Below are 12,131 nucleotides of genomic sequence, written 5' to 3' on the forward strand. Positions count from 1 at the left end.
CCGTGGGCGTCGAGGGCGCCCGCTCGGGCGAGACCGCGCAGGTCGGCGGGCTTACAGAGAGGCAGGGAGAACAGCAGTGACGTACACGATTGCGGAACCGTGCGTGGACGTGTTGGACAAGGCATGCATCGAGGAGTGCCCCGTCGACTGCATCTACGAGGGCGGTCGCATGCTGTACATCCACCCCGACGAGTGCGTCGACTGCGGTGCGTGCGAGCCCGTGTGCCCCGTCGAAGCGATCTTCTACGAGGACGACGTCCCGGACGAGTGGTCCGAGTACGTCAAGGCCAACGTCGACTTCTTCAACGATCTCGGCTCGCCCGGCGGCGCCGCGAAGCTCGGCAAGGTCGACTACGACCCGCCGTTCGTCAAGAACCTCCCTCCCATGGGCGAAGAGTGACGAACGGACCGGTGGAACTTTCGTGAGCACGCGTGTCCGCCGTTCGGTGGCGAAGAGCCTTCCGGACTTCCCCTGGGATTCCCTGACCGACGCGAAGGCGAAGGCAGCGGCGCATCCCGACGGCATCGTCAACCTGTCGGTGGGCACACCGGTCGACCCGGTCGCCCCCGTGATCCGGGAGGCGCTCGTCTCCGTCGCGGAGGAGCCGGGTTATCCGATCACGCACGGCACCGCCGAACTGCGGCGGGCGGCCGTGGGTGCACTCGAACGGCGCTACGGCATCACCGGTCTCGACGACTCGGCGATCCTGCCGGCGATCGGCACCAAGGAGATGATCGCCTGGCTGCCGTCGCTGCTCGGCCTCGGCGCCGACGATCTCGTCGTGATCCCCGAACTGGCGTACCCGACCTACGAGGTGGGTGGCCTGCTCGCCGGTGCCCGCATCATCCGCGCCGACGGGCTGACCCGCCTCGGTCCCGAGGTCGCGTCGCTGGTCTTCGTGAACTCGCCGTCGAACCCCACCGGCAAGGTGCTCGGACCCGACCACCTGCGCAAGGTCGTCGACTGGGCGCGCGGCCGCAACGCGATCGTCGTCTCCGACGAGTGCTATCTCGGACTCACCTGGGAGGGTGAGGCCCTGTCGATTCTGCACCCGAGCGTGTGCGGGGGCGACCACACCAACCTCCTCGCGGTGCACTCGCTGTCGAAGACCTCGAATCTCGCGAGCTACCGGGCCGGTTTCGTCACCGGCGACGCCGACCTCGTCGCCGACCTGCTCGAGGTCCGCAAGCACTCCGGCATGATGCTGCCGCTGCCGATCCAGGCCGCGATGACCGCGGCACTGAACGACGACGAGCACGAGAACGCCCAGCGCGAGAAGTACCGCAAGCGTCGCGAGGTGCTCCTCGAGGCCGTGCGCGGCGCCGGCTTCACCGTCGACCACTCGGAGGCGGGCCTGTACCTGTGGGCGACGCGCGGTGAGGAATGCCGCGCGACCGTCGACTGGTTCGCCGAACGCGGCATCCTCGTCGCACCCGGCGAGTTCTACGGTCCCGGTGGTGTCCTGCACGTCCGGATCGCACTCACCGCGACCGACGAGGCCATCGACGCCGCCGCTGCGCGACTGCGCGGATAGAGCGCAGCCTCCGGCTCCGCACGAAGTTCGCCCGCCCCACGTGAATGCGGATCGTGGGGGAGGTTGTGTGCGGAATTCCCGAGAAACGCGCACACAACCTCCCCGTCGATCGTCCCGTCGGTAGCTCTCCTGTGTCGGACGTCGCCGACGCACCGCCGGGCGAGCGGCTCGCCGGTAGATTGGCCCCGTGAGTTCGTCCGGTGAGGATCCGCTGCTGTGGGTGCTCTATGTCGCTGTGGTGGCGATCGCTGCGGCGAGCGCGTCACGCTCCCACTCGGGAAGTGCCGCCCGCGCGACGACGCGATCGTTCTGGTGGCCCCCGCCGGTCGCGGCGACGATCCTGTGGTCGGTGGTCGCCGTGGCCTCGCTCGCTCGGCTCGTCTTTCCCGGACTGCTCGACGTCTTCCGGCGGCAGCCGGTGCGCACCCGTGACTCGGGGGAGTGGTGGCGCGTCCTCACCGCCGGTCTGATCGAGGACGGCGGCGTGCTCCTCACCGTCGTGAACCTGCTGTTGCTCGCGGTGGTCGCCGTCGCGATCGTGCGGGTGTGGCGGTGGTACCGCGCCCTCGGCCTGTTCGTGATCGGCCAGGTGATGTGGGGGTTGTTCACCACCTTCGTCTTCCCGTCCGACGGCGCGGGAACGACCGGCGCGACCCTCGCGTCCGCCGCGACCCTGGCGGGACTGTGGCCGGTCGTCGGAGCGACCCGCCCGTTGCTCGTCGCCTCCGCGGCGACCTTCCTGCTCGGTGTGGTCCTCGTGATCGCGGGCGACGCGCACGGCGTGGCCGTCCTCATCGGAATGCTGCTGGGCGCGGTTCTGGCCACCGTGCTTCCCCCGGTGCACCTCGCGCGGGCATCGGTGTCCGCGGCACGCGGCGACATCCGTACCTGACCGCCTCTGCGGGAGTGCCGCAGCGATATGGAATCGTGGCTGCTGTGTCTGCACTGCTTCGTTCGCTGAACCCGCTGGCCGTCGCGCGCGGCGACGATCTCCCGGACGCCGTTCGCATCGACGGCCACACCTTCTCCCGCAGCGATCTGCTCGGCGCGGCGACCGCGGTCGCGGCACGGGTGGCCCGCGCCGATCGGGTGGCCGTGCTCGCCACCCCGAACGCGACCACCGTCGTCGCCGTGACCGGTGCCCTGCTCGCCGGGACGACCGTGGTGCCGGTGCCGCCGGATTCGGGGCCCGCCGAACTCGCCCACATCCTGAGGGACTCGGGTGCGCAGGCCTGGCTCGGTCCGGCGCCGGAGGTGCAGCATCCCGACGTTCCACAGTTGCCGAGCCTGCCGGTCCGGTTGCACGCCCGCGACTGGCACCACCTGCCCGAGCCGAACCCGGCGCGAATCGCGTTCGTGCTCTACACCTCCGGGACCACCGGCCTGCCCAAGGGTGTGCTGCTGAGCCGCCGGGCGATCGCCGCGGGCATCGACGCCCTCGCCGAGGCGTGGGCCTGGACCGAACGCGACACGCTCGTCCACGGACTGCCGCTGTTCCACGTGCACGGACTCGTGCTCGGTGTGGTCGGAGCCCTGCGGGTCGGCAGCCGGCTGATCCATACCGGCAAGCCCACCCCACAGGCCTACGCCGAAGCGCAGGGATCGCTCTACTTCGGGGTGCCGACGGTGTGGACACGCATCGTCGAGGACGAGGACTCCGCCCGCGCGCTCAGCGGTGCACGACTGCTCGTCTCCGGCAGCGCGCCGCTGCCGGTGCCGGTCTTCGAACGGCTGCGTGAGCTCACGGGGCTGGTCCCGATCGAGCGCTACGGCATGAGCGAGACGATGCTGACCCTCAGCACGCGGGTCGACGGCGAGCGCCGTCCCGGCTGGGTCGGCACGCCCGTCGCCGGAGTCGAGACGCGACTGCGCGACGAGCAGGGCCGCGACGTGCCCCACGACGGGGAGAGCATCGGTGTCCTGCAGGTACGTGGGCCGATGCTCTTCGACGGCTACCTGAACAGGCCCGAGGCCACCGCCGCCGCGTGGACCGAGGACGGATGGTTCGTCACCGGCGACGTGGCGGCCGTCGACGAGGGTGGCTTCCACCGCATCGTGGGTCGCGAGTCGACCGATCTGATCAAGACCGGTGGTTTCCGGGTCGGTGCGGGGGAGATCGAGACCGTTCTGCTCGGTCATCCCGCTGTGCGGGAGGTTGCCGTGGTGGGCCTGCCCGACGACGATCTCGGTCAGCGGATCGTCGCGTTCGTGGTGCCCGCCGCGGACGGTCCCCAGGTCGACGAGTCGGAACTGATCGACCTTGTCGCGCAACAGCTCTCCGTGCACAAGCGGCCCCGGGAGGTACGTGTGGTGAGCGACCTTCCGCGCAATGCGATGGGCAAGGTGCAGAAGAAGAAACTGGGCTGACGGGGTCGGTGGGGAGCGCCCGCGGTCAAGTTCCTGTTACCGGAACTTCGTGGAAAATCGGTCACAGGGCTTGCATGTGTCACACTGCGAGGCGGATTCTCTACTGCACCGTATGTAGATCTACTCACTTCGATGGGGGTTCGAGGGATGTCTGTAACGGATCAGGTCCGGTTGCCCGGGCACGACCGTCGGGGGGACGGTGACAACGCCCCGCTCTTCCTGGTGGACGGCAAGCCCGCGTCCGTTCCGCTGCGCGATCTGCCGGCCGTGGCTCGCAAACTCGTGGCGCACTTCGCCGACAACGTGGCGCCGTGTTCGCTCCGACCGGGGGAATCGCTGCGCGGCGACGTCACCGAGGTCACCGTGCGCTGCCTGCGCATCGCGATCCATCTCCTGGACTCGGGAGAACTGCCGTCCGACGCGGAGCTCGCCGACCTGCGCAGCAGCGCCGCCCAGTGGGCCCGCGCCGGTTTCCGGCTCGAGTACATGCTCCGGATCTACCACGAAGGCATCCGTCTCGGTTGGGAACTGGTCACCGATCGGGCCCGGGAGGGCGACGTCTCCTCGGTCGCCGACGCGTCCCGCCTGTGGATGGCCCTGCTCGAGAAGGTCACCGTCGCCGCGACCACCGGTTTCGTCGCCGAACTCGACGCCATCCGCCGCGAACGCGACGTCGCCGCGCAGGAACTGGTCACCGCGCTGCTGAGCGGGCAGGACGCCGCGGCCGTCGCGCAGCGTTCCGGGCTGGTGCTCGCCGACACCTACACGGTGCTCGCGGTCTCGCTCACCCGTCATCCCGACGAACGCAATCCGCACGTGCGGCCGGAGGTCGTCGCGCGGCGCACGCTGCGCCGGGTCGAGACCGAACTCGAGGCGATCTGCGAGGGCCGCCATCTCGCGATGCTCGGCCCCGAGGGCGGCACCGTCCTGCTCCCCGAATCACCCTCGACGGAGGCGATCGAGGAGTTCCGGCAGCGCATCGAGACCGTGGCCGGGGTGTCCGTCACGCTCGCCCTCGTGCACGCTCCCGTCCGGGAGGTACCCACCGCGGCGAAGCAGGCCCACGAGCTGCTCGACCTCGTGCGACGGCTCGGCCGCCCGGTCGGGGCCTACGGCATGCAGGATCTCGCACTCGAATACCAGCTGACCCGGCCCGGACCGGCACGCCGCCATCTCGCGCGCGTACTCGATCCGCTCGAGGAATCACCCGAACTCGTCGAGACGCTGGAAACGCACATCGCCCACGATCTCAGTCGCCAGCTCACGGCCAAGACCCTGCACGTCCACGCGAACACTGTCGACTACCGCCTCAAGCGGGTCGCGCAACTCACCGGATTCGACCCCACCCGGCCCTCCGGACTGCGCCAGCTGCAGGCGGCGCTGATCGCTCGACGACTCGAACTGGAGAGCTCCGAACAGGGCTGATATCGCGTCGGATTCGGCTTCCCGAGGCGTGCCGGTCTATATCATCGGTCTCGGGCGACCGAGGGGCGTCACCCGGAGTGAGCACGAGGGGGCCGACGCATGGCGGGGGAGTCCGGACCGTCCGAGTCGGATCCGCCGAGCCGTCGTGGCGGCGTGAGTGGGGATGCACGGCCGGGCGGGGGTCGGGCGCGCTGGTTCGTCGTCGCCGTGATCCTCGTCCTCGCGGCCGGATCCGTCGCCTTCCTGTTCGTGGAGCGGCGGAGTGGGTGCGACGACTCCGAGCGCTACACCGTGGCGGTCACCGCCGACCTCGCACCGGTGATCGAGGGGACCTCGGTATCCGGATGTACGGAGTTCGAGGTCGTCGAACAGGAACCGGGGGAGGTGTCGGCGCGACTGGCGACCGACGACGTTCCTGACCTGTGGCTCCCGGCGGGCGGATGGTGGGCGTCGTGGGCGGGTGAGACCGCCACGGGCCCGGTGCGCACGGTGTCGACACCGCTGGCCACCACGCCGCTCGTGATCGCGGGTGCGCCGGGCACCGTCGAACCGGCGGCCGACTGGCAGGAGGCCCTGTCCGATCCCGGTCTCGTCTTCGGCAATCCATTGCGCTCCGGTCCCGCGGCAGGTGCCATCCGCGCCGTGCTGGCCGAGGCCGCCGACGATCCCGTCGCGATGGGCACGGTCCGTCCCGTCATGGCGCCGCTCGCCGAGCGGGAGGGGGTTCGCGACGAGGAGGTACCTACCGGATCGACCTTGCTCGAGGAGACCGTCGCCGATGGTGGGACGGTGGTGAGCACCGAACAGCAGGTCGAGACCTATCGCAGCGTCCACAAGCGCGAACTGGGCATCGAGGTACCCGCCACCGGGACGCTGCTCGTGGACTATCCGGTGGTCGTGACGGCGCGCGGAGAACGGCACGACGCCGCGGCGGCGGCCGCCACGGCGCTGACCGACGCGCTGCACACGTCCGAAGGACTCGACAGGCTGACCCGTCACGGCTTCCGGGACGGAGGCGGACGACCCCTGCCCGACGGCCGCGGTGTGGGAGCGGTGCCGGTGCTCGAACTCGACGACGAGACCGTCGCCGAGGAGGCGATGAACGTGTGGGCGTTGCAGGCGCTTCCCGTGCGCACCGTGTTCGCGGTGGACGTCTCCGCGTCGATGAACCGTAATCTCGGCGACGAGAGTCGGATCGAACTGGTCCGGCGCGCCGCGACCGCCGCCAACGAGGTCCTGCCCGGGAACGTCTCAGCGGGCCTGTGGTTCTTCGGTGGGGGAGTGAGCGACTACGCCACATTGCCGAACGACCGCGCCGAGGCAACGGGGGACTACATCGTGGCGGCACCGATCCGGCGCTTCGATGCGGTGGTGGACGACGGTACCCAACGCGACCTGCTCACCTCGCTCGTCGCGCAGATGGCCGGTACGGCCGACGAGACCACCGCGCTCTACGACACGATCCTCGCGGCCTTCCGGTACGTGCAGGACAGCTACGATCCGCGCGCGGCCAACAGTGTCGTCGTGGTGACCGACGGCGCCGACAACGGTTCCGCGATGTCGAAGGACGAACTGCTCGCGGTCCTCTCGAACGAGAACGATCCGTCCAGGCCGGTACGGATCGTGACGATCGGACTCGGTGAGGACGTGGACACCGCAACCCTCGAGCAGATCGGCGCGGCGACCGGAGGGGTGAGCTACCGGACGAGCGATCCGCTCGACATCACCGAGCTGGTGCTCACTGCGCTGGCCGATCGGACGGGTGGCTGACCGTCTTGTCGTCGTGGGTGCGGTGCCAGAGCAAGCCGAGCGCCGTGATGATCAGGAACAGCACGAAGGTCGACGCGAGCTGGACCCGGGCCGCGCTGTCGGACAGCATCAGCACGATGAAGCCGATGAGCATCGAGAGCGTGAACCAGCTGAGATAGGGGAACAGCCACATGCGCAGGCGGATGGTGCCTTCGCGCTCGAACTTGCGGCGCAGCCGCAGATGCGAGACGACGATGAACAACCAGATCGCGATGAGCGCCGATCCGACCGCGTTGAGCAGGATCCCGAGGATGGTGTCGGGCAGCAGCCAGTTGAGCCACACGCTGACGAAACCGAAGAACACCGAGACGAGCACCGCGTTGCGGGGCACTCCGTGGTGGGTGAGTTTGCTGAGCCAGGCCGGGCCGTCGCCGCCGCGTGCCAGCGAGTAGGCCATGCGGGAGGTGCCGTAGACGTTGGCGTTGAACGCCGACAGCAGCGCGATCACCACGACGAGTTCCATGAAGCCGGACACGTAGGGGATGCCGGCGATGTCGAGCACCGAGACGAACGGGGAGGTCTCGCCGCTCGCCGCGGTCCACGGCAGCACGAGCACCATGATCGAGATCGACCCGAGGTAGAAGATCGAGATGCGCCAGACGACGCTGCGCACGGCGGTCGCGATGGACCGTTCCGGGTCCTTGGATTCGGCTGCGGCGATCGTGACGATCTCGATGCCGCCGAACGCGAAGGCCACTGCGAGCAGACCGGCGGCGATGCCGGCGATGCCGTTGGGCGCGAAACCGTCGCCGTCCCCGAGCAGGTGGGTGGTGCCGACGGGTTCGGTGCCCGGGAGCAGACCGAACACGAGCAGGATGCCGATCACCAGGAATCCGAGGATGACCGTGACCTTCAGCGCCGCGAACCAGAACTCGAACTCGCCGAAGTTGGCGACCCGCGCGAGGTTGACGACCGCGAAGAAGGTGACGAACACCAGCGCGACCACCCATTGGGGTACGCCCGGTAGCCACGACTGCACGATCGCGGAGGCGCCGGTGATCTCGACACCGAGCACCATGATCAGCATGAACCAGTACAGCCAGCCCATCGAGAATCCGGCCCAGCGGCCGATCCCGATGCGCGCGTAGTGCGAGAACGAACCGCTCACGGGCAGCGCGGCACCCATCTCGCCGAGCATGCGCATCACGAAGATGATCATCACACCGGCGAGCAGGTACGACACGATGATGGCCGGACCGGCGGCGGCGATACCCACTCCGGAACCGAGGAACAGGCCCGCGCCGATGGCGGAGCCGAGTCCCATCATGGTCAGATGGCGGACCTTCAGGCCGCTCCCGAGATGTTCGACCTCGGAAGCGGGCCGCTGGGTTTCACTCACAGTTTCTCGGTTCCGAATCTGTCGTGGGGTGCAGAGCTAGTCGTTGGCGTGCAGAGCCGCGTTCAGTTCGACTCCGCTGCCCTTGTTCGGCACGACCTCGACCGCACCGCTCACCGAGTTGCGTCGCAGCAGGAGGTTGGAGGCGCCGCTGAGCGTCGCGGCCTTGACGACGGTGCCGTCCGGTCCGGTGACCTTGGTGCCGGCGGTGACGTACAGGCCGGCCTCGACGATGCAGTCGTCGCCGAGCGAGATGCCCACGCCCGCGTTCGCGCCGAGCAGGCAGCGCTTGCCGACGGAGATGACCTCCTTGCCGCCACCGGAGAGGGTGCCCATGATCGAGGCGCCACCACCGACGTCGGAACCGTCGTCGACGACGACACCCGCGGAGATGCGGCCCTCGACCATCGAGTTGCCGAGCGTGCCGGCGTTGAAGTTGACGAAGCCCTCGTGCATCACGGTGGTGCCGGACGCGAGGTGCGCACCGAGGCGGACGCGGTCGGCGTCGGCGATGCGGACACCGGCGGGAACGACGTAGTCGACCATGCGGGGGAACTTGTCGACACCGAAGACGGTCACCGGTCCGCGGATGCGCAGACGCGAGCGCACGGTCTCGAAATTCTCGAGCGAGCACGGGCCGTAGTTGGTCCACACGACGTTCGCGAGCAGACCGAAGATGCCGTCGAGGTTGAGTCCGTGTGGCTGGACGAGACGGTGCGACAGCAGGTGCAGCCGCAGGTAGACGTCGTGAGTGTCGACGGGGGGCTTCGACAGGTCTGCGATGTCGGTGCGCACCACGACCTGCTGGACCTCGCGCGCCTCGTCGTGACCGGCGAGCAGGGCGAGATCGGACGGGATGTCCGTGCCCTCGAGTCGCGTCGTTCCGGTTTCGCTCGGCTCGCCGAGGGCGGGTGCCGGGTACCACGTGTCGAGGACGGTCCCGTCCTCCGTGATGTTCGCGATGCCTACTGCTGATGCTCCGTGTGCACTCACGGGTGAGAAGCGTACGCGAGGCGGTCCTGCGCCTGTGTCCCCCCTGAGAAAATCGTGTGCGGGGTCTGAGGAACAGGCGCGTTTCGTATCGTGCAGGTATGCCCGTACCGCAGCTGGACCTGCACGCCGACCCCGTCGAACTGACCGCCGCGCTCGTCGACATCCCGAGCGTGTCGCAGGACGAGACGCTCATCGCAGACGCCGTGGAGACGGCTCTGCGCGAGCAGACCGACGGCTTCGAGATCGTGCGCAACGGCAACTGTGTCCTGGCGCGGACGAACCGCGGGCTCGGCAGCCGTGTGATGCTCGCCGGCCACCTCGACACCGTCCCGATCGCCGACAACGTGCCGTCGCGGCGCGACGGCGACCTGCTGTGGGGATGCGGCACCTCCGACATGAAGGCCGGCGACGCCGTCTTCCTGCACCTCGCCGCGACCGTCACCGATCCCGCGCACGACCTGACGATCGTGATGTACGACTGCGAGGAGATCGCGGCCGCGTACAACGGGCTCGGACGGATCGAGACCGAACTGCGCGACTGGCTCGACGCGGACGTCGCGATCCTCGGCGAACCCACCTCGGGTGAGATCGAGGCCGGCTGCCAGGGCACCCTGCGGGTGCGGATCACGACCGGCGGTGTGCGGGCGCACTCGGCGCGCTCCTGGCTCGGCGACAACGCGATCCACAAGCTCGCTCCCGTGCTGGACCGGCTGGCCCGCTACGAGGCGCGGTCGGTCGACATCGACGGCTGTGTGTACCGGGAAGGACTGTCGGCCGTGCGCATCGAGGGCGGTGTCGCCGGGAACGTGGTGCCCGACGCGGCCGCGCTCGACGTGAACTTCCGGTTCGCCCCGGATCGCAGCCCCGACGACGCACTCGCGCACGTCCGGGAGGTCTTCGACGGTCTCGCGATCTCGATGGAGCTCACCGACATGTCGCCCGGCGCGCTGCCCGGACTGTCGAACCCGGCGGCGGCCGCGCTCGTCGAGGCCGCGGGTGGGAAGTTCCGGGCCAAGTACGGCTGGACCGACGTCTCGCGGTTCGCGGCGCTGGGGATTCCGGCCGTCAACTACGGCCCGGGCGATCCGAACCTCGCGCACAAGCGCGACGAGCACGTCGAAGTGGGGCGGATCACCGAGGTGACCTCCGTTCTGCGCTCCTATCTCACCCGATAACGTGGCCGCCATGTCCGGCGACAACTCCTCCTCCGAACGCGGCTCCCGTCGCGAGGTCGTGCACCAGGGCCCGGTGCAGCTGCGCGGCTCTCTCGCCCGCGAGACGACGACGATGGACCAGCGGCTGCTCGATCGCCGGGGCCCGTCCGATTGGGTGCACACCGATCCGTGGCGTGTGCTGCGGATCCAGAGCGAGTTCGTCGAAGGCTTCGGTGCGCTCGCCGAGGTGCCTCGCGCCGTCACCGTCTTCGGATCGGCACGCACCCCGGCCGGTCACGAGGAGTACGAGATCGGCCGTGAGCTCGGCGCCGCACTCGTCCACGCCGGATACGCCGTCGTCACCGGTGGCGGCCCGGGCGCGATGGAGGCGGCCAACCGCGGTGCCAGCGAGGCCGGGGGACTGTCGATCGGTCTGGGGATCGAGCTGCCCTTCGAGCAGGGGCTCAACGAGTGGGTCGATCTCGGACTGAACTTCCGGTACTTCTTCGCGCGCAAGACGATGTTCGTGAAGTACTCGCAGGCGTTCGTGTGTCTGCCCGGCGGTTTCGGGACGCTCGACGAGCTGTTCGAGGCACTGACCCTCGTGCAGACCCGCAAGATCACGCAGTTCCCGATCGTGCTGTTCGGATCGGAGTACTGGAACGGTCTGGTGGGCTGGCTGCGCGAGACGCTGGTCCGCGGCGGCAAGATCTCACCCGCCGATCTGGACCTGCTGTACGTCACCGACAGCATCGAGGAGACGGTGGACATCATCCTCGAGGCGCATCGCGGCGAGGACGAGAACGAACTGTACGGAAACGGGAGTGGATGGTGACCGAATCTCTGTCGGTCTGTGTGTACTGCGCGTCGGGACCTGTCGACCAGAAGTTCCTCGAACTCGCCGCCTCGGTCGGCACCGAGATCGGCCGACGGGGCTGGCAGCTGGTCTCCGGTGGCGGCAACGTGTCGATGATGGGAGCGGTCGCCGACGCGGCCCGCGCGGCGGGTGCGCACACGATCGGGGTCATCCCGAAGGCGCTCGTGCACCGCGAGGTCGCGGACGTCGACGCCGACGAGCTGATCGTCACCGAGACGATGCGCGAGCGCAAACGCATCATGGAGGACCGCGCCGACGCCTTCCTGACCCTGCCCGGCGGCATCGGAACCCTCGAGGAACTGTTCGAGACGTGGACCGCGGGGTATCTCGGTATGCATGACAAGCCGGTCGTCCTGCTCGATCCCACGGGGCACTTCGACGGCCTGCTCGGCTGGCTCGGGTCGATGGTCGACACCGGCTTCGTCGCGCAACGCGCACTCGACGGTCTCGCGGTCACCACCGACCTCGCGGACGCGCTCGACCGCTGCGCTGCTCCGTACGCGGCGGTCTGAGGTGTTCCACTTCGCCGCGCGCTTATCTACTCTTCGGTAAGTTCGGGGGAACGCCGTGGGTGTCGCCCGAGCGAACCCGCCCGTCCCCGACGTCGCCGTGAGGAAAATTGTCGTGACCACTCG

General features: G+C 69.1%; 11 protein-coding genes. 9 read left to right on the forward strand and 2 right to left on the reverse strand.

What is annotated here, in order from left to right; translation table 11 throughout:
* Window positions 1-76: 76 nt before the first annotated feature.
* From fdxA to AC0LPE_RS06500, 6 genes are all read left to right on the forward strand, one after another.
* Window positions 77-400 carry a ferredoxin gene (fdxA, locus tag AC0LPE_RS06475; RefSeq protein ID WP_006550573.1) on the forward strand — a complete coding sequence of 108 codons (324 nt, stop codon included), beginning with the start codon at window positions 77-79 and terminating at the stop codon, window positions 398-400.
* A gap of 22 nt (window positions 401-422) precedes the next feature.
* The gene (gene dapC, locus AC0LPE_RS06480; RefSeq protein WP_423660307.1) at window positions 423-1,535 is read left to right on the forward strand and encodes a succinyldiaminopimelate transaminase; all 1,113 of its coding nucleotides are present in this window, start codon (window positions 423-425) and stop codon (window positions 1,533-1,535) included.
* Between the two features lie 187 nt (window positions 1,536-1,722).
* Complete coding sequence (locus AC0LPE_RS06485) at window positions 1,723-2,427, forward strand: rhomboid family intramembrane serine protease (RefSeq protein WP_088896684.1); 705 nt, start codon at window positions 1,723-1,725, stop codon at window positions 2,425-2,427.
* Between the two features lie 44 nt (window positions 2,428-2,471).
* On the forward strand, window positions 2,472-3,902 hold the full coding sequence (locus AC0LPE_RS06490; RefSeq protein ID WP_160874843.1) for an acyl-CoA synthetase: 1,431 nt from the start codon (window positions 2,472-2,474) through the stop codon (window positions 3,900-3,902).
* A gap of 171 nt (window positions 3,903-4,073) precedes the next feature.
* Window positions 4,074-5,327: a PucR family transcriptional regulator gene (locus tag AC0LPE_RS06495; protein WP_016692052.1), complete on the forward strand. Its 1,254-nt coding sequence runs from the start codon at window positions 4,074-4,076 to the stop codon at window positions 5,325-5,327.
* A 153-nt stretch (window positions 5,328-5,480) separates the two neighbouring features.
* Window positions 5,481-7,097 carry a substrate-binding domain-containing protein gene (locus tag AC0LPE_RS06500; protein ID WP_490605830.1) on the forward strand — a complete coding sequence of 539 codons (1,617 nt, stop codon included), beginning with the start codon at window positions 5,481-5,483 and terminating at the stop codon, window positions 7,095-7,097.
* Here AC0LPE_RS06500 and AC0LPE_RS06505 read toward each other — a convergent pair.
* Both AC0LPE_RS06505 and dapD read right to left on the reverse strand, forming a co-directional pair.
* The gene (locus AC0LPE_RS06505; RefSeq protein WP_490606315.1) at window positions 7,066-8,403 is read right to left on the reverse strand and encodes an amino acid permease; all 1,338 of its coding nucleotides are present in this window, start codon (window positions 8,401-8,403) and stop codon (window positions 7,066-7,068) included. The two genes, AC0LPE_RS06500 and AC0LPE_RS06505, sit on opposite strands and share 32 nt — an antisense overlap.
* Before the next feature lie 108 nt (window positions 8,404-8,511).
* Window positions 8,512-9,465 (reverse strand): 2,3,4,5-tetrahydropyridine-2,6-dicarboxylate N-succinyltransferase, encoded by a 954-nt coding sequence (gene dapD / locus AC0LPE_RS06510; RefSeq protein ID WP_016692049.1) that lies wholly within the window; start codon window positions 9,463-9,465, stop codon window positions 8,512-8,514.
* A 98-nt stretch (window positions 9,466-9,563) separates the two neighbouring features.
* Here dapD and dapE point away from each other — a divergent pair, with 98 nt between their 5' ends.
* The 3 genes from dapE to log are packed head-to-tail and all read left to right on the forward strand — an operon-like array spanning window position 9,564 to window position 12,008.
* A complete protein-coding gene (gene dapE / locus AC0LPE_RS06515; RefSeq protein WP_301846992.1) occupies window positions 9,564-10,640 on the forward strand; it encodes a succinyl-diaminopimelate desuccinylase in 1,077 nt (358 codons plus the stop codon).
* A 10-nt stretch (window positions 10,641-10,650) separates the two neighbouring features.
* On the forward strand, window positions 10,651-11,454 hold the full coding sequence (locus AC0LPE_RS06520; RefSeq protein WP_490605831.1) for an LOG family protein: 804 nt from the start codon (window positions 10,651-10,653) through the stop codon (window positions 11,452-11,454).
* On the forward strand, window positions 11,448-12,008 hold the full coding sequence (gene log / locus AC0LPE_RS06525) for a cytokinin riboside 5'-monophosphate phosphoribohydrolase (RefSeq protein WP_016692046.1): 561 nt from the start codon (window positions 11,448-11,450) through the stop codon (window positions 12,006-12,008). Before AC0LPE_RS06520 ends, log begins: the two co-directional genes overlap by 7 nt.
* The last annotated feature ends 123 nt before the right edge of the window (window positions 12,009-12,131 follow it).

Source organism: Rhodococcus sp. S3 (genome assembly GCF_058211795.1).

Bases quoted from the DNA above. Each gene is read 5' to 3' on its own strand.
- AC0LPE_RS06505 (WP_490606315.1), bottom strand. From the start codon at position 8,403: ATGATGGGACTCGGCTCCGCCATCGGCGCGGGCCTGTTCCTCGGTTCC.
- dapE (WP_301846992.1), top strand. From the start codon at position 9,564: ATGCCCGTACCGCAGCTGGACCTGCACGCCGACCCCGTCGAACTGACC.
- AC0LPE_RS06520 (WP_490605831.1), top strand. From the start codon at position 10,651: ATGTCCGGCGACAACTCCTCCTCCGAACGCGGCTCCCGTCGCGAGGTC.
- log (WP_016692046.1), top strand. From the start codon at position 11,448: ATGGTGACCGAATCTCTGTCGGTCTGTGTGTACTGCGCGTCGGGACCT.